Here is a 15,727-nt window from a genome sequence, read left to right on the forward strand (position 1 = left end):
GTTGAGAGCCCAGTTTATCACGCTGCTTTATGATTGCAGAGTAGGTCTGGTGTGAGCCCAAACCGTGAATTTAAGTTTCTCGCGGCGCGCGCTCGCAATAGTAAAATCCCCGCGACTGCATCATTTTCGGCGCCTCTGCGCGGCGAGAAAACCAGCCGTTCAAGCATGCTGCAGCGAGGGCGGTCACCCGTATTCACAGGTAGCGGGACAATTTCGGACCTTAGTCTAAAGCGCAGCATTGGCTACAAACAGCGGCAGATTTGCTACGGTCCCGCCATTTTAGCAGCCATTTTGTCAGCGCCGGGCCAACTGCACAAAAGGTCAAAAAAGGACTTTTCCTTACTGATTGAAGCCGTAGCGCAACATCCGTAAAGCTGCCGACGGTGTCATGCGGCGACGTGCAAAATCCAATACCCAGCTACTGCCCTTCAATACTCCCGAAGCGCTAATCTTTTAGCAACTCTCGTACATTGGCATCCAGCTGGGCAGTGAACCCTAAGTCATTACCTGGATTGGCCGCGCAATGACCCCAGGGCGATTCGTACGGGCGGAAGATCGCATTTGGCATATGGCGGGCCTCTAACTCGTTGTCTTCTGGCGGAAAGTAGAGGTCCTGAGTGCAAGGCATCAGGATCGCACGGGCCCTAATTGACTTCAGGGCGGCTTGGAAATCGCCTTTGTAAAGAGGCCCGGCGGAGACATCGCCGGCCTGCCAGGTGGCGAGTTTTGCCAACAGGTTGTTGGCGTCCCAGCCTTGCACGTGGTCCTGTTCCCAGTCCTGCAGCAGGTCCTCTATGGTCTCGAACCCCAGCTGTCGGTAGAGCCCCTCTCGGTAGAAAGCCTGTGAGAAGGCCCAGCCGGCATAGACCCTGCCAAAAGCCTTGAGCCCAGCCTCTGGCGGGCTCGAATAGTTGCCGCCGTTCCAGCTTTGGTCGGCACAAAGGGCGGCTTTGACGCCTTCGAGGAAGACGAAGTTGTGCGCTGAAGTTTTCGCAGAAGCGCAGAAGGGCAGGATCGCCTGCACCATATCCGGATATTGCGCTGCCCATTGGTAGGACTGGAAGCCGGCCATTGACCAGCCTGCGACCAGGGCAATCTGTCCGATGCCCAGGTGGTCGTGGATCAGCCGGTGCTGGGCGGTGACGTTGTCCCACATCTGCACCAGCGGGAAGCGCGGGCCGTCCTGCGGGGCGGGCGAATTGGAAGGTGAGGAGGAGCGGCCGTTGCCGAACAGGTTAGGGCTGACGATGAAATGCCGCGCCGGGTCGATGGCACGCCCCGGTCCGAAGAAGCCTTCGTTACGGTAATTGGTGCCGGTGTAGAAAGTGGGTAGGACGATGACGTTGTCACGCGCCGGCGAAAGGCTTCCGTAGGTCTGATAGGCAAGTTTTGCGCCTTTCAACACCTCGCCTGACAGCAGCGGGAAGTCTCCCAGGTCAAAGATTTGATAGTCCTGCATTTTGAAACCCTTTGAAAATCGGCCGGTCCCGCCGGCGGAACGTGAAGTGCTAGGCGTCTTCTTCCTGCTTGGCTTCGCCGCGCATCAGCTGCATGATCTCGCGCTCGCACTCTGGGTATCCTGATAGTTCCACCAGATCCTCCTTGCTGCGGATCTCCTTGCCCTTCTTGAAATCCAACTCGAGGATGGTCTTGAGGCGGCCCGGGTGGGCGGAGAGGAAGACGATGCGGTCGGCGAGGAAGATCGCCTCCTGAATGTCATGGGTGACCAGCAGGATGGTGGTTTGTGTTGTGCGCATAATATCCAGCAGCATTTCCTGCATGTGCCACCGGGTTTCCGCATCCAGCGCGCCGTAGGGTTCGTCCATCAGCAGTATTTCCGGCGCGTTGGCCAGGGTGCGTGCGATGGCAACCCGCTGCTTCATGCCGCCGGAAAGGGTCTTGGGGTAGGAGTCGCGGAATTTGGTGAGATGCACCAGGCCGATGTAGTGCAGCGCCCGCTCGCGGCGTTCCGCCTTGGGGATGCCGTTCAGCTTCACACCGTATTCGACGTTCTCCAGCACCGTCAGCCAGGGAAAGGAGGTGTAGCTTTGAAACACCATGCCGCGCTCGCGCGCCGGGCCGTGGATCGGCCGGCCCTCCAGGCTGAGAGTGCCGCTGGTGGGGGTGTGGAGGCCCGCCACGATGTTCAGAAGCGTGGACTTGCCGCAGCCCGAAGGCCCCAGCAGCACGCAGAGTTCATTGCGGGCCACCGAGAAGGACACATCGCGCAAGGCCTCGACCCCGCCGCCGCGTGTGGGGAATGTCTTGCAGACATTCTGGACGGATAGAATGGTGCTGGACTGCATGATGCGCCCCTTCTTTGCAGGTCAGGTGGATCAGCCGCGGTAGCCGCTGTCGTAAAGCTCCTTGTGCAGGCTGCATTCGACACCGGTTTCAGGGGCTTTGACCTCCTGGATCAGGCCGAACTTGACCCACCATTCGCTGACCAGGTTCCAGTGGTCCGACATTTGGCCGTTGGTCTGCTCAAAGGGCGGGTTGCCCGGGGCCGCGCCGCAGAATTGCGCCGCTTCGATAAAGTCGTAGACATAAAGCCCGCCATCCAGAGAGGTGCCGTCCTTGCCCAGGACCAGTTCAACGTCGGCGATGCTCATCCCCATTCCTTTGGCGATGATCTCGTTGCCCTCGGTCGGGTTCTGTTTCCACCAGGCGATGGCGTCATACATCGCCTGCATGGTTTTCAGGGCCACATCGCGGCGGTCGTTGATCAGCGCGTTGCTCATGTAGTGGCCATCCGCGACCACGGCATTTTTCAGCCAGAAGGGCTCGTCCGATTGGGTCAGGATGCTGGCGCCCTCCAAAGCCTTCAGCGTGTTGGTGCCATAGGGTTCCCAAAACTCCGAAGCCGCCACGCCGCCGCCGATCATGGCGGCAAAGGCATCATCCGCGATGATGTTGCGGTAGACGACGGAGTCGTATGCGGCGCCGTTCTGCTCCAGCCACATGGCGACATAGATCTGCGCCAAACCGCCTTCGAGCACCGCGACCTCTTTGCCGGCCAGGTCGGCAGCGTTTTCAATGCCGGGGCCTGCAACGACCTTGTCGGTGCCGTTGGACAGATTGCCGAATGCGACCAGCTTGACCGGCAGGCCGCGCTCGACCCCGACCGGGGTGAATTCGGCGGTGGAGGAAACCACATCAAGCTGTCCGGCGGCAACCAGGTTGAAGCTTTCATAGGGGTCTTCGATGGTCTGGTAGTGGATGTCCAGATCCGGGGCGAGGCCCTTTTCCGCCGCGATGTGCCAGAAGCCGTAGCCCGGCCAGGTGAAGCCCGCGATCTTGACACTTTCCGCGGACCATACGGGGGCGGCGGCGCCTGCCAGCACGAAGGCTGCAATGCAGCGGCTGGCGGATTTCAGCAGTTTCTTGGTCATCGTCACGGTACCTCCCTTGCGACGTCACATTGTTGGTTGGCCTGTTCTTTCGGGTTCTGCTCCAGCTCCTCAGGAATATTCGTCGAGATATTGGAATGCGCGGCGGTGCAGCGCCCGCAGCAGGTAGTCGAAGATCAACCCCAGAAGGCCGATCACTAGGATGCCGGCCATGATCTGGTCCACATGCAGGAAACGTTTGGCGCGCATCATCATGGCGCCGATGCCTGCGTCTGCGGCGGTGATCTCAGCGATCACCAGATAGGTCCAGCTGACCGCCAGCATCTGGCGCATGGCGATCACGATGTTGGGAAGCGCCGCCGGGACCACCACCGTGCGCAGCACCTGCCAGCGGGAGCCGCCGAGGGTCACGGATGTGTTGATCAGATCCTTGGGCACTGCCTTGGTGTGGTCGGCAATCAAGGTAATCAGGAACCAGATCACGCCGATGAACAAGAGCGCCAGTTTCTGCGCATCGCCCGCCCCGAACCACATCAGCAACAAGGGAATGAAGGAAGGGGCAGGCAAGTAGCGCCAAGCTGAAACGAAGGGGGAGAAAAACGCTTCGACCGATTTGAACGCGCCCATCAGGATGCCAAGCGGCACCGCCACCGCACAGGCCAGGGCAAAGCTGAACATCACCCTCCAGACACTGACCATAACGTCGCCCAGAAAACCGTTTTCTGCAAAGAGCGTATAGAGCGCTGTCAGGACCTTGCCGGGCCCTGGCAGCAGGATTGCGGGCATCACGCCGGACCAGGCGGCGATCTGCCAGATGGCAAAGAACAGGATCCAGACCGCCACTCCGAGGGTGAGGCGCCAGGATGCGGGGATATCCGACTTGAACTCGAAAATCCGCAGTTTCGGGCGCGTATCCTTGGCCCGGGTTGCTGGTAAAGTCCGAAGGGCCTGGGTCATGGGTCTGTCCTTTGCTGGGAGGCTTAGTAGAGGCGCAGGTATTCCTGCACTTCCCAGTCGGTGACCGACTGGTGGTACCGCTCCCATTCGTCGTTCTTGTATTCGAGATACGACTTGCGCATCACCGGCCCCATCACATGTTCGGCCATCTCGTCACGGCGCAGCGCCTCGATCGCGTTGAACAGCGTGCGGGGCAGCCGGCGGATGCCGAGTTCGGTGAGCTCGGCCTCGGTTTTGGAGTAGAGGTCGAAATCAGTGGGCTTGCCCGGGTCGATCTTGTTCTTGATGCCCTTCAGCGCGCAGCTCAGATGCATCGCCATTGCCAGGTAGACATTCATAGTCATGTCGCAGGCGCGGTTTTCGATGCAGTGGCGGCTTTGCGGCAGGCGGAACTGTGCGGAGCGGTTGTTGAAGCCGTAGGTGATGTTGGTCGGCGCCCAAGTCACGGTGCCGCCCTCGAAACCGCCCACCCGCGGCACCAGCCCGTTGTAAGAATTCACGGTTGGACAGGTGATCGCGGTAATCGCCTCGGCGTGCTGCATCAGTCCGCCCACGGCCCAGCGGCTCTCATCCGACCAGTCGCTACCATCGGCGGTTTCAAAGATGTTCTCACCCGGGCGGCTGTCGTGCTGCATCGACATGTTGATATGCGCGCCGGAGCGCCAGTCGCCCACTGTCGGCTTCGGCATGAAGGTGACGAACATGCCGTGTTTCTTGGCCACTTCTTTGAGGGTGATGCGCAGGAAGGCCAGACGGTCGGACATTTCCAGCATGTTGGTATAGTGAAAATCCAGCTCGAACTGGGAATAGGCGCCTTCGGCCACCACATCGTGCAGGTTCCAGCCCAGGCCTTCGATAATGTCGATCATGTCCTTCAGGAAGGGCATCGAGTCGATGGAGTATTCCACGTCATAGCCAAAGGCCTGGCGGCGCGGCCGCATCCCGTCTGCCGGGTCGTCGTCAAAGGCCTTCACCGGCTGGCCGGCCTCGTCGTATTTCATCACGATGAATTCCGGCTCGACGCCGGCAAAGCCGGAATAGCCTTCCTGCGCGGCCTCGTGCATGGCCCGTTTCAGGGCTTGGCGCGGGCAGACGTTATAGGGCGCATCTTCCCAATAAAGGTCGGAGAAGATGATCGCCATCGAAGTGTCCCAAGGGCAGATATAGACGGCGTCCAGATCCGGCACCACTACCTGGTCGCTGTCAGCGGGGCTGAGTTCCGGCACATAGGAGATTGAATGCACCGCGAACTGCGGTCCCTTGCCGAGGCAAAGCGGTTCGAAATCGCTCATCGGCACCGGTTTGGTCTTTGGGATGCCGTGCAGATCGATCCAGGCGGCCATGACGTATTTGACGCCCGCCGTTTCCAGCTGCTCGCACACCTCGGGGATGCGCGGGCGGTTGCGCTCCACCGCGTCGTGGAAGCTTTCGTAATAGATCCTCGCTTCGGGATTGGCTTTCAGCATGGTTGTTCCTCCCATTGAGTGGCACGCGGGAAATGGCACATCTTTGCCGTTCACCGCCGGGGGCCGGTCAGCGTTGGTTTCTTTCGAATTCTGCAGTTGCCTGGCGGAAAAGGTGCGGGCAGCCCATCGCCTGGGGTCAGACTAGGGCGCCCAGTTGCCAGGAGTGGCGTTTGTCAGCCCGGGACGAAGTCCGATGGGTCGATGCCCGGAACTTCGGTGATCCCGGCCAGCTGTTTCCAATTGTGCGGATAGGCGGCGTAGAAGATCACGCATTTGCCATCCGCCTCATACGAGATGTGGTTGTCCTTGGGCACAAAGAGCACGTCGCCGCGGTTGCAGATGTATTCCTTGCCGTCGCAGACGAGGCGGAAAGTGCCTTCGAGGCAGTAGATGATCTCGTCGCAAGTCAGGTTCCACGGCACCTTGATGTTGTTCAGAACATTGATGCCGCCGCACATGGACTTACTGAATTCGCTAGTGACCATCGGCTTGATGTAGGTGTCGCTGTCACCCATGGTGTCGTAGCGTTCCTGGACCAGGTCGAATTTGAAAAGCTGCGGTTGGTCGCCCATGGATTATGCCCCTTCGCTGGCCAAGTGTTTCAGGATGCTTTCGTTCAGCTCGACCTTGTAGCCGTCCGGGTCCTCGCAGAAAGCAATGACGCGGGTGCCGTTCTTCATCGGCCCTGGCGGGCGGGTGATCTTCACGCCCGCGGCGGCCAGCTGTTCGCAGGCGGCATAGACATCCGGGGTTTCAATACAGATGTGGCCCCAGCCGTTGCCTTTGTCGTAGGGCTCTTCCTGGTCCCAGTTGGCTGTGAGCTCGAGTGTTGGAGAGACCGCCTCCGGCCCGTAGCCGATGAAGGTGTTGGTGAATTTGCCCTCGGGATAGTCGGTGCGGCGCAGCACCTCCATGCCCAGGATACCACAGTAAAACTCCAGCGATTTCTCCATGTTCATCACCCGCATCATCGTGTGGGCCAGGCGGAAACCCTTGGAAATGGGTTCACTCATGTGTTGTCTTCCTTTTGCTTCAGGCGTTGGCCGGAGCTGCGGCCCCGTCATTGGCGATGTCGCATTCGATCAGGTCCTGGAAGGCGCGGACGCTGTCCTCCCAGGCGGGCGACAGCAGCCCGCCGGCGGCGGCGACCGGCGATTTGCGGCCCTCGTACATCCGTTCGACCATTTCGTGGTCTTCCTTATGGACGTCCCACCAGAGCTCTTTCAGGCCGTCGACTTCCTCAGGCGATAGCTGCTGGCCTTCGGTGGTATAAAGCGCCCGGTACTGGCGCATCTTGCCTGGGCCGATGGGCACGTTCAGGTAGACGCCCAGCTGATCCGGGAAATAGCGGCCCAGGATGAAGTTGGGATACAGCGTCAGATAGCGCGAACTGACGCCGAGACTGCCCGCGGTGCCGATCTCCTCCTTCAGGTCCACCGCGCTTCCGATGCAGTTGCCATCGATGATGGTATAGTGATCCTCCAGCGGCTGATCTGTGGTCGAGGAATGCACGAACTGAACATGGTAGGGCTCAATGAAGTTCTCCATGATCAATTTCCAGTTGGTGTCGATCTCGCCGAAATCGAGCAGGCCAACCGGTTCCAGCTTTTCGTAGTCGATGCCCTCCAGCCGGTTGATCAGCGGAGCGGCATAGTCTTCGAACGCGGGCGCAGTGCCGTCCAGGTTGACGAAGATCCAGTCGTGCCAGACATGGGTGCGGACTGGCTTCAGGCGGTGTTCTTTCAGATCGAAACCATCGAACTCCTGTTTGCCGGTGCCGGCGAAATGAGGTGCCGCGCGCAACTGGCCCTCCAGATCATAGGCCCAGGCATGATAGGGGCAGCGGATCAGCTTGCCGACATTCTTGGGCTTGTCGACCAGGGTCATGCAGCGGTGCAGGCAAACATTGTGAAATACCTGGATGCCACCATCCTGACCGCGGACGGTCAGAAGCGGCAGACCGGCGCAGCTAACGGGGTTGGCGTCGCCGGGGTTTGCGATCTGGTGGGCAAACCCGATGAACACCCAGTTCCTGGACAGGACCGTCCGGCATTCCTTCTGCCAGAACTCCTCACTGCGATACGCATCGGCGGTCAGCCCGTGTTTCGGCCCGTCGGCAATCCGCGTTCTTTCCTCGGCAATTGTCATTCTTCCTCCCTTCGACACTGCCACATGCGGCAGACCTGATCAGGTGCTGCGCATGGAACCCGTCCCTGCCCTGGCGTCCTGTTTGCAGGTTTTGCGCCATTCGCAGGGATCGAGAGTTATGATTGCGAAATTCGCAAGCCATAGCAACACAAATTTGCGAATTTCGTTAGGTAGTGGAATTTTCAGGGAAGAATCGCGAAGCTTCTGGCCTGAAAACGTCCGGAGGGTGCGAAATTCGCATGCCAGGTTCGGAAATTTGAAGAGAATCGCAGCTAGGTTGGGTTCCAGAGGCGGATTGCGCCCTTGCAGTCTGTACTGTGTGCAGGATTCTCGCCGGGCAAGAGGGCCTTGTCTAGCAAACCAGCACTGCATATTTGCGGATTCCGGCGCGTTGTCCTAGTTTGTGTTTCGGAAACAGTAATCAGGCAGCGGGCAAGTGGAAGGAAAGCAGCAAGTGTCTTCGCGTGCGAAACGCGCCAGTCAGAGCATCCGGTCTCCGGGGGATGACCTGAACCAGCAGATCATCCGGCTGCTGCAGCAGGATGGACGGATGGCCTTCTCCGAAATTGCTCAAAAACTGGATGTGTCGGAAGGCACAATCCGGAACCGGGTGAGCGGGCTTCGGGAAAACAACATGCTGCGGATCGTGGCGATGTCGGATCCCGTGGCCACCGAGTATACTACCGACGCGATGATCGGGGTTAACGTTGCCGCAGGAACAACCCCGCGCCAGGTGGCGGAAAGGCTTGAGAACGACCCGCGCGTTGTTTTCATACTGTGGGTCGCGGGCCGCTATGACCTGATCATTGAATTGGTTAGCGATGACACTGACGCACTGAAGAGTTTTCTTGAGCACGAAATCCACGCCAGCGAAGACATCGCCGATGCAGACGTCATGTTTGGTTTGAAAAACTTCAAGAATCAGTTCCTGTTAAAGAGGGATGTGAAGAATTGTTAGAAAGCTGCCGGCTGCAGAGAAGCGCGAAAAACAGCAACTTCGATTGACGCGCCCTACTGGAGTACCGCCTTGCAGGCGTTATAGCCTTCAGTTTCCAGCTTACGACGCAGACCGAACAGCCTGGCCTGATTTCCTAGATGTCAGCTTTGAGCAATGGTTCTATTCACCTCCCAAGCATCATTTTTCAATCCTCTAATGTTGCGGGCAATGCGAAACACTCACCGTTGTTGCACTGATCAACCTACCGCTGATCAGCCCCACCTGAGTGGTCCGGTTTGATTGTTAGTGCATGACCGGCCTTTGATCCATCAGAACGATGGTTTCCGGCGCGGGTGGGCGATACCCCAGAGCACTGTGTGGTCGCTTGGTGCTGTAGTGTTTCCTCCACTTTTCGATCAGGATTTGAGCCTTGCGGAGGCTGTAGAATATCTCGCCGTTGAGCAGTTCATCGCGGAGCCGGGCGTTGAAGCTTTCGCAGTAACCGTTCTCCCAGGGTGATCCCGGTTCGATGTAAGCGGTTTTGGCACCAACGGCTGCAATCCAGTCCCGGACTGCCTGGGCGACGAACTCAGGCCCGTTGTCAGACCGGATGTAGGCCGGGATACCGCGCAGGATGAACAGGTCGCTTATTCACCGCGCGTGCAAAATCTGGAGACAGTTGAACTCACAGTTCACCGGACAAACCTGCCCATCTCTGCAGGCACGAGATCATTGCTTCTTTTGCGAGAGCACTAGAACGTTCTGGCGGCACAGCGGCTTTTCGCGACGTAAGCGAAATTCACTTAAGCTTGCTTGAGAAATCAGACACTCACGTGAGGGGCTTTCAGACGTGCCGACAGCAGAATTTTCATCTCGGCGCACGCGCAGGCCTGCCAAATCTTCTGCGGCGCGTCCCGGTCCTCCGGGCCAAAGGGACCCGGTACCTAACTTCTCTGTGCAAACTGACAGGGTGGCGGCTCCCGCTCCAAAGATTCCAAACGGCGGAGTTTTGCCAGTAAGCGGGTTCAGCCCGGGTTCAGGATCGACTGAATCTCATCTATCCGGGCCTTAGCAGCCAATCTTGCGGGACTGCTGGGAAACAGAGATTCCATAAGCAGTTCCATTTGCTGGAGAGCGGTGTCACGGCCGATGCCGCCTTCGTGCAGGCCGCATCGCAGCCAAAGTCCGTCGATCATGACCGAAATCGCCAAGGCGACCTCCTCTGCCCTTTCCCGCTCTGCCAGCTGTTCCAGCGCATGCATCAGGTTTGAGCGCATCCGCTGGTGAATGGCGGTCTGTATCCTCTGGTAGCTTGGATTGTACGGGATTTCCGCGAGCAGGGAGAGCCAGGCGTGCGCAATCTTGGGAGTAAAAAACTGGCGCGAGAAATTGGCTTCGATCACTGAATAGACCCTCTCCCACGGCGTGTTTGAGCGAATCAAGAGCGCGCTGACTTCGCGGGCCAGGTCCGCGTTGCCGTAACGCAGGGCCATTTCCAGCAGCCGGGCCTTGTTTCCGAAATAGTGCAGGACGTTGGTCTTGGAGACGCCTGCGCGTTTGGCGACCTTCTCCACGGTGGTTCCGGAAAGCCCTTCTTCACTAAGGGTTTCGAAGGCAGCCTTGGAATATTCCTCGGTCCGTAGCCTCCACAGTTTGTTCCGCTTCATCCGTCTCTCCCAGAGCTGACCGGAGTAAATATTTCGTTGACTCTAGTGTCAATGTGTACCTATCAGACTAGTTATAGACCAACGAGTCTATAAAAATTGGGAGGAAAAAATGAAGGCATTCTCGATTTCAGCTGCCCTTGGCATTTCGCTTCTGGGGGCGGGTTTGGCTGAAGCATCCTGCGAGAAAGTCCGGATGGCGGAGCCGGGCTGGACGGACCTGGCGCTCACTTCAGGTGTGGCATCCGTGCTGCTGAAGGGGCTGGGGTATGAGGCGGAAACAAAGGTGCTCGGCACCACGGTCACCTATGAGGCGATGGTCAACGGCGATCTGGATCTGTTCCTGGGATACTGGGACCCTGCCATGGCAACCTATTTTGCGCCCTATATCGAGGGCGATGCCATCGAGACGGTGAACCAGAACCTGGAAGGGGCGAAGTACACCTTTGCCGTGCCGAAGTACGTGTATGAGGCGGGCGTCACCGGCTTTGCCGACTTGGCCGCCCACTCAGAAAAGTTCGGCAGCCGCTTCTACGGCATCGAACCCGGCTCAAACACGCAGATGATGGATATCATCGACACGAATGCCTTCGGGCTGGGCGGCTGGACCGTTGTAGAAAGCTCGGAGCAGGGCATGCTGGCGCAGGTGCGCAGGGCCGTATCGCGGGAGGATTGGGTCGTGTTCCTCGGGTGGGCCCCGCATCCGATGAATGTGGAATTCGACATCGAGTACCTGAGCGGCGGCGACGACTATTTCGGTCCGGACTTCGGGGCCGCGACAGTACATACCCAGACCCGCGCGGGCTATACCGAGGAATGCCCGAACATCGGGCGCCTGATCGCCCAGCTGGACTTTACCGTGCCGATGGAAAGCGAGGGCATGGGGTACATCATCAACGATGGCGAAGATCCCGAAGAGGCTGCGATGCGGCTGATCAAACACCACCCGGGCATGCTGGACGGTTGGCTGGACGGAGTGTCCACCCTTGCAGGTGGCCCGGGACTGCCCGCAGTCCGCGCCTATGCCGGGCTGGAATGACCATCATGGAGTGGCTCATTCCTCACACCGCCAAGGCAAATGGCCAGCCGGTGCCGCTCGGCTACTGGGAGGCAGGTGATCCGGCTGCCCATCCCGTTGTCCTCTTGGTCGGGCTAGGCATGCAGGCGATCGAGTGGCCCGCGGATTTTATCCGGCAGCTGTCGGAAACCCGCCGGGTCATCTGCATTGACAACCGCGATGCTGGACAGTCGCCGCGCTGCGGTGAAGACAGCGAGCCGCTTGCTGCTGGGATCTGGATGCAGGGCGATACCGCGGCCGCCCAGGATCTGGCCCCGTATTCCCTTTTTGACATGCGGGATGATGTCCTGGCGCTGCTGGACCGCCTGCAGGTCGGCACCTTCGACATCATCGGGTTCTCCATGGGCGGCATGATCAGCCAGCTGGTTGCTGCCGCTGCAGGCCCGCGGGCCAGCCGCTTTGTACAGCTGGCCAGCAACGACGGAACCGCCGAAGTCGATGGAGACGCGAATTCCAAGTGCCGGATGGCGCGTCTGTTCACCCGGCCTTCGGATCCGGAACTGATCCGGGCATACCTGCTGGAGGACGCCTTGGCCTATGGCGCTGGCCGCATCACCGACACGCCGGAGCTGCGGCGTGAAGTCGATGTAATTTACGCTGCAGGATACTCTTGCGGCGGTGCAGCACGTCATGCCTTGGCAGTCCTGACCACACCGGATCGGCGGCAGCTGCTCAAGTCAATCCAAAGCCAGACGCTGGTTCTGCACGGCGACCGCGACAGCTGCATTTCCCCGCAGCGGGGTGCGGCAGCGGCAGCTCTGATCCCGGAGGCCCGCTTCGACCCGCTGCCGGGCGTCGGACATGTGTTGGACCGCATGATGTGTGATGCCGCCCTAAACTGGCTGGAGCCGGCTGCAGGCACAAGGACAAGAATTGGAGAAATCCATGGAGTGGCTTGAAACACATAAGATCCCGGTCGGCCATTGGGCAAAGCTGATGGTCGACTGGCTGACCGGCAACATGGCCTGGTTCTTTGACGGGCTGTCAGAGGTGATCGGAGCCATCGTCGCAGGCACCCTTTGGCTGCTGCAAATGCCGCATCCGCTGGTGCTGGTCGGCCTGGTTTCAGGGCTGGCCTGGTATTTGCACCGCTCGCTGGCCTTGACTGCCTTTGCGGCACTAGGACTGCTTCTGGTCATCAATCAGGGGTACTGGATCGAGACCACAGAAACACTGTCTCTGGTACTCGCGGCAACCACTATGTCGATGCTGATCGGCGTGCCTGGCGGGGTTCTGGCTGCCGGGCGGCCTTGGCTCTACCGGCTTCTGCAGCCGCTTCTGGACCTGATGCAGACGATCCCCACCTTCGTCTACCTGATCCCGGCGCTGGTGCTGTTTGGTCTCGGTGCGGTTCCGGCCCTGATTGCAACAGTTGTGTTTGCCGTCCCCGCCCCGATCCGGCTGACTTACCTTGGCATCTCCTCAACGCCGCATGCACTGGTGGAAACGGCGGATGCCTTTGGTGCCACCCCGGCCATGGTGCTGTGGAAGGTGAAGCTGCCCTGGGCCATGCCTCAGATCCTGGCCGGGCTGACGCAGACCATCATGCTGTCGCTGTCGATGGTCGTGGTGGCCGCGCTTGTCGGCGCCAGCGGGCTGGGCGTTCCCACCCTGCGCGCGCTCAACCAGGTCAATGTCGGCAAGGGCTTCGAAGTTGGCATTGTCATTGTTATCGTTGCGATCCTTCTGGACCGCCTGCTGAAAGCCGGGAGGAGCTGACATGGCACAGCCGGTCATCAAATTCGAAAACGCCAGCATTGTGTTCGGCGACAATCCGAAGTCCGCCCTGCCGCTGATGGACGCGGGCCTGAGCCGGGAAGAGGTCCGGGCCGAAAGCGGGCAGATCCTGGGGGTCCACAACTGTTCGCTCGAGGTGCAGGAAGGTGAGATCGTGGTTCTTATGGGCCTGTCCGGCTCCGGCAAATCAACCCTGCTGCGCGCCTCCAACAGGCTCAATCCGCTGGCTGCCGGCACCGTGCATCTGAGCAGCAAGAGCGGGCTTGTGGACCTCGCCGCCGCCTCTGCCGCAGAATTGCGGAGCCTCCGCCGCCATGACGTGTCGATGGTGTTTCAGCAGTTTGGCCTGCTGCCCTGGCGCAGCGTGCTGGAAAACGCGGCCTTCGGGTTAGAGGCTGCCGGTGTGCCACGGGAGGAGCGGCTTCAGCGGGCCATGCGGCAGCTGGAGAAGGTGCATCTTGGGCAATGGGCCAACACCAATGTCTCTGAGCTTTCGGGCGGTATGCAGCAGCGGGTGGGCTTGGCCCGCGCCTTTGCCACCGACGCGCCGCTCCTGCTGATGGATGAGCCGTTCTCGGCGCTGGACCCGCTGATCCGCAACGAGCTGCAAGACGAACTGCTGGAGCTTCAAGCGGATCTGAAAAAGACGATCCTTTTCGTCAGCCACGATCTGGACGAGGCGATCAAGCTGGGCAACCGGATTGCGATCATGGAGGGCGGCCGCATCGTGCAGTTGGGCACACCGCAGGAAATCGTGCTGAAGCCAGCGACAGACTATGTGCGGAACTTCGTCTCCCACATGAACCCGATGAACGTCCTTCATGCGGCCGAAATCATGAAGCCGGTCAACGGTACCATCCCCTCCGGCGCGCGGGTGCGCGATGCCGGCACGACGGTAAAGGATCTGATGCGAGCGCAGCTGAACGACGGCGGAGAGTACTTCGTGTCCAATGGCAGCAACATCATTGGCAGGCTGGATCATTCCGATATCTTCAAGGCACTGCTGCGCGAATAGCGCAGCAGGCTTTCCCGGCATATGCCGAATTTTTGCAGTTCAAAAACAAAGACATAGCACACCGGTCTATTTTTCTTGAGTGGTGCGGCTTGATTAATCCCTAACTAGGGATAAATATCAAGGCATGAAACGAGACACACATGACCGCGAAAACATGGCGCTGGTTCTGGCCCTCCTGCGCAGCGCCCAGCAGTTCCACCGGGCAATCGGCCCAGAGTTCCGGGCCGCAGGCCTGACCGCATCGCAATGGGACGTGCTGGAAACCCTCAGCAACAAGGGCCCGATGACGGTGAATACACTGCTGGAACGGGCACTTGGAACCTCCGGCAACCTGGATGTGGTGATCAAGAACCTGATCCGCTCCGGGCTTGTCGAAAAAACGGTCAGTGATGCGGACCGGCGCAGCCGCGTCCTGTCCCTGACAGTAGAAGGCAGGACAAAGGTTGAGACTTTCCTGCCCATTCACAACGCCGCATTGGCGGAGATTTTTGAAGGCCTGTCCGCTGACGGCAAGCGACAAACTATCCGAACGCTAAATCAGCTCCGCCGCAGCATGAACTACCCCCGAAAGGACCAATTCAATGAGTAACCGCACCTTCCTGACAACGCACAGCGTGATCTACGCTTTCTTCGCTCTGGCGTTGTTTTTTGCGCCCGGCCTGCTGTGGCCGAACTATGGTGTTGAGCTGAACGACCGCTACGCCTGGTTTCTGTCACAGCACAACAGCATCTTTCTCGGCGGCATCGCCGTCATCAGCTTCCTGTTTCGCGATGCGCCCTCCGGCAGCGGCGAGGGCCGCAAGATCCTGACCGGCCTGATGTGGACCAACCTGCTGGGCCTCGCTGTCACTTTCTACGCCGGTGCCGCAGGTATTTTCACCGGCTTTGGCTGGTCGGATCCGGCGTTCTTCGCCCTGCTCTCGGCTCTCTGCTTCCTGCAGCTCCGCAAGGGCTGAGCCCGCCCCAATGCAATCTCAACCACACGTTTCTCGCAACTCCTTAAGAAGGACTAAATCATGAGCACTCAGAAAATCTGGGACATCCATCTGACCTACGATGGCCCCGTCACCGAAGATTTCCTCCAAGGCGCCAAACAGCTAGCCGAAAGCATCGCCCAGGAACCCGGCGTTGTCTGGAAAATCTGGACCCATGAGGCCGGCACCAATCACTTCGGCTCCACCTATCTGTTCAAGGATCTACAGCAGTTGGAGGCCTACAAGGCCATGCACATTCCGCGATTGAACGCGATCGGCATCAAAGTTGTCAGCGACCATGTGTTTGACGTGATGGAAGAGCTCAGCCAGATCAACCGCGCGCCAGTTTAAACAAGTTTTAAACCTGGTTCGCTAAACTCTAGCGCCTCTCCTGACTGCAA

General features: G+C 59.4%; 17 protein-coding genes and 1 pseudogene. 8 read left to right on the forward strand and 10 right to left on the reverse strand.

What is annotated here, in order from left to right; genetic code table 11:
- Positions 1-445: 445 nt before the first annotated feature.
- From RA26_RS04585 to RA26_RS04620, 8 genes are all read right to left on the reverse strand, one after another.
- Positions 446-1,459, reverse strand: coding sequence for an alpha/beta fold hydrolase (locus tag RA26_RS04585; protein ID WP_039180582.1), 1,014 nt, complete (start codon positions 1,457-1,459; stop codon positions 446-448).
- A gap of 49 nt (positions 1,460-1,508) precedes the next feature.
- Positions 1,509-2,306 (reverse strand): ABC transporter ATP-binding protein, encoded by a 798-nt coding sequence (locus tag RA26_RS04590; protein ID WP_039180584.1) that lies wholly within the window; start codon positions 2,304-2,306, stop codon positions 1,509-1,511.
- A gap of 30 nt (positions 2,307-2,336) precedes the next feature.
- The gene (locus RA26_RS04595) at positions 2,337-3,392 is read right to left on the reverse strand and encodes an ABC transporter substrate-binding protein (RefSeq protein WP_052272310.1); all 1,056 of its coding nucleotides are present in this window, start codon (positions 3,390-3,392) and stop codon (positions 2,337-2,339) included.
- A 69-nt stretch (positions 3,393-3,461) separates the two neighbouring features.
- The gene (locus RA26_RS04600) at positions 3,462-4,307 is read right to left on the reverse strand and encodes an ABC transporter permease (RefSeq protein ID WP_039180587.1); all 846 of its coding nucleotides are present in this window, start codon (positions 4,305-4,307) and stop codon (positions 3,462-3,464) included.
- A gap of 23 nt (positions 4,308-4,330) precedes the next feature.
- Complete coding sequence (locus RA26_RS04605; protein ID WP_039180589.1) at positions 4,331-5,773, reverse strand: glutamine synthetase family protein; 1,443 nt, start codon at positions 5,771-5,773, stop codon at positions 4,331-4,333.
- A gap of 173 nt (positions 5,774-5,946) precedes the next feature.
- Positions 5,947-6,345 carry a cupin domain-containing protein gene (locus tag RA26_RS04610; RefSeq protein ID WP_039180592.1) on the reverse strand — a complete coding sequence of 133 codons (399 nt, stop codon included), beginning with the start codon at positions 6,343-6,345 and terminating at the stop codon, positions 5,947-5,949.
- Positions 6,346-6,348: 3 nt separating this feature from the next.
- Positions 6,349-6,786 carry a lactoylglutathione lyase gene (gloA, locus tag RA26_RS04615; RefSeq protein ID WP_039180595.1) on the reverse strand — a complete coding sequence of 146 codons (438 nt, stop codon included), beginning with the start codon at positions 6,784-6,786 and terminating at the stop codon, positions 6,349-6,351.
- Between the two features lie 19 nt (positions 6,787-6,805).
- Positions 6,806-7,921, reverse strand: a complete 1,116-nt coding sequence (locus RA26_RS04620; protein WP_039180598.1) for an aromatic ring-hydroxylating oxygenase subunit alpha — start codon at positions 7,919-7,921, stop codon at positions 6,806-6,808.
- Between the two features lie 454 nt (positions 7,922-8,375).
- Between RA26_RS04620 and RA26_RS04625 the strand changes: the two genes are divergently transcribed.
- Entirely contained in the window at positions 8,376-8,879 is a 504-nt protein-coding gene (locus tag RA26_RS04625) for an Lrp/AsnC family transcriptional regulator (RefSeq protein WP_241482583.1), read from the forward strand.
- A gap of 282 nt (positions 8,880-9,161) precedes the next feature.
- On the opposite strand, the pseudogene RA26_RS22325 reads toward RA26_RS04625, so the two are convergent.
- Positions 9,162-9,509 (reverse strand): annotated as a pseudogene (locus tag RA26_RS22325) (integrase core domain-containing protein); the annotation flags it as partial.
- 374 nt (positions 9,510-9,883) lie between these two features.
- Positions 9,884-10,525 (reverse strand): transcriptional regulator BetI, encoded by a 642-nt coding sequence (gene betI, locus RA26_RS04630; protein WP_039180603.1) that lies wholly within the window; start codon positions 10,523-10,525, stop codon positions 9,884-9,886.
- Positions 10,526-10,634: 109 nt separating this feature from the next.
- Between betI and choX the strand changes: the two genes are divergently transcribed.
- The 7 genes from choX (at position 10,635) to RA26_RS04665 (ending at position 15,677) form a co-directional block, all read left to right on the forward strand.
- Complete coding sequence (gene choX, locus RA26_RS04635; protein WP_039180606.1) at positions 10,635-11,561, forward strand: choline ABC transporter substrate-binding protein; 927 nt, start codon at positions 10,635-10,637, stop codon at positions 11,559-11,561.
- Positions 11,558-12,499, forward strand: a complete 942-nt coding sequence (locus RA26_RS04640; protein WP_039180610.1) for an alpha/beta fold hydrolase — start codon at positions 11,558-11,560, stop codon at positions 12,497-12,499. Before choX ends, RA26_RS04640 begins: the two co-directional genes overlap by 4 nt.
- Positions 12,486-13,319 carry a choline ABC transporter permease subunit gene (gene choW, locus RA26_RS04645; RefSeq protein WP_039180613.1) on the forward strand — a complete coding sequence of 278 codons (834 nt, stop codon included), beginning with the start codon at positions 12,486-12,488 and terminating at the stop codon, positions 13,317-13,319. Before RA26_RS04640 ends, choW begins: the two co-directional genes overlap by 14 nt.
- Position 13,320: 1 nt before the next feature.
- Positions 13,321-14,352, forward strand: a complete 1,032-nt coding sequence (gene choV, locus RA26_RS04650; RefSeq protein ID WP_039180615.1) for a choline ABC transporter ATP-binding protein — start codon at positions 13,321-13,323, stop codon at positions 14,350-14,352.
- A 124-nt stretch (positions 14,353-14,476) separates the two neighbouring features.
- The gene (locus tag RA26_RS04655) at positions 14,477-14,941 is read left to right on the forward strand and encodes a MarR family winged helix-turn-helix transcriptional regulator (protein ID WP_082015758.1); all 465 of its coding nucleotides are present in this window, start codon (positions 14,477-14,479) and stop codon (positions 14,939-14,941) included.
- The gene (locus RA26_RS04660; RefSeq protein ID WP_039180625.1) at positions 14,934-15,308 is read left to right on the forward strand and encodes a hypothetical protein; all 375 of its coding nucleotides are present in this window, start codon (positions 14,934-14,936) and stop codon (positions 15,306-15,308) included. The genes RA26_RS04655 and RA26_RS04660 overlap by 8 nt, the downstream gene beginning before the upstream one ends.
- A gap of 60 nt (positions 15,309-15,368) precedes the next feature.
- Complete coding sequence (locus RA26_RS04665) at positions 15,369-15,677, forward strand: monooxygenase (RefSeq protein ID WP_039180627.1); 309 nt, start codon at positions 15,369-15,371, stop codon at positions 15,675-15,677.
- Positions 15,678-15,727: the final 50 nt, after the last annotated feature.

The sequence above is a fragment of the Leisingera sp. ANG-M7 genome (assembly GCF_000813965.1).
Taxonomy (GTDB): domain Bacteria; phylum Pseudomonadota; class Alphaproteobacteria; order Rhodobacterales; family Rhodobacteraceae; genus Leisingera.

Coding starts and splice junctions, on each gene's coding strand:
- RA26_RS04585 (WP_039180582.1), bottom strand. CDS start 1,459: ATGCAGGACTATCAAATCTTTGACCTGGGAGACTTCCCGCTGCTGTCA.
- RA26_RS04590 (WP_039180584.1), bottom strand. CDS start 2,306: ATGCAGTCCAGCACCATTCTATCCGTCCAGAATGTCTGCAAGACATTC.
- RA26_RS04595 (WP_052272310.1), bottom strand. CDS start 3,392: ATGACCAAGAAACTGCTGAAATCCGCCAGCCGCTGCATTGCAGCCTTC.
- RA26_RS04600 (WP_039180587.1), bottom strand. CDS start 4,307: ATGACCCAGGCCCTTCGGACTTTACCAGCAACCCGGGCCAAGGATACG.
- RA26_RS04605 (WP_039180589.1), bottom strand. CDS start 5,773: ATGCTGAAAGCCAATCCCGAAGCGAGGATCTATTACGAAAGCTTCCAC.
- RA26_RS04610 (WP_039180592.1), bottom strand. CDS start 6,345: ATGGGCGACCAACCGCAGCTTTTCAAATTCGACCTGGTCCAGGAACGC.
- gloA (WP_039180595.1), bottom strand. CDS start 6,786: ATGAGTGAACCCATTTCCAAGGGTTTCCGCCTGGCCCACACGATGATG.
- RA26_RS04620 (WP_039180598.1), bottom strand. CDS start 7,921: ATGACAATTGCCGAGGAAAGAACGCGGATTGCCGACGGGCCGAAACAC.
- betI (WP_039180603.1), bottom strand. CDS start 10,525: ATGAAGCGGAACAAACTGTGGAGGCTACGGACCGAGGAATATTCCAAG.
- choX (WP_039180606.1), top strand. CDS start 10,635: ATGAAGGCATTCTCGATTTCAGCTGCCCTTGGCATTTCGCTTCTGGGG.
- RA26_RS04640 (WP_039180610.1), top strand. CDS start 11,558: ATGACCATCATGGAGTGGCTCATTCCTCACACCGCCAAGGCAAATGGC.
- choW (WP_039180613.1), top strand. CDS start 12,486: ATGGAGTGGCTTGAAACACATAAGATCCCGGTCGGCCATTGGGCAAAG.
- choV (WP_039180615.1), top strand. CDS start 13,321: ATGGCACAGCCGGTCATCAAATTCGAAAACGCCAGCATTGTGTTCGGC.
- RA26_RS04655 (WP_082015758.1), top strand. CDS start 14,477: ATGAAACGAGACACACATGACCGCGAAAACATGGCGCTGGTTCTGGCC.
- RA26_RS04660 (WP_039180625.1), top strand. CDS start 14,934: ATGAGTAACCGCACCTTCCTGACAACGCACAGCGTGATCTACGCTTTC.
- RA26_RS04665 (WP_039180627.1), top strand. CDS start 15,369: ATGAGCACTCAGAAAATCTGGGACATCCATCTGACCTACGATGGCCCC.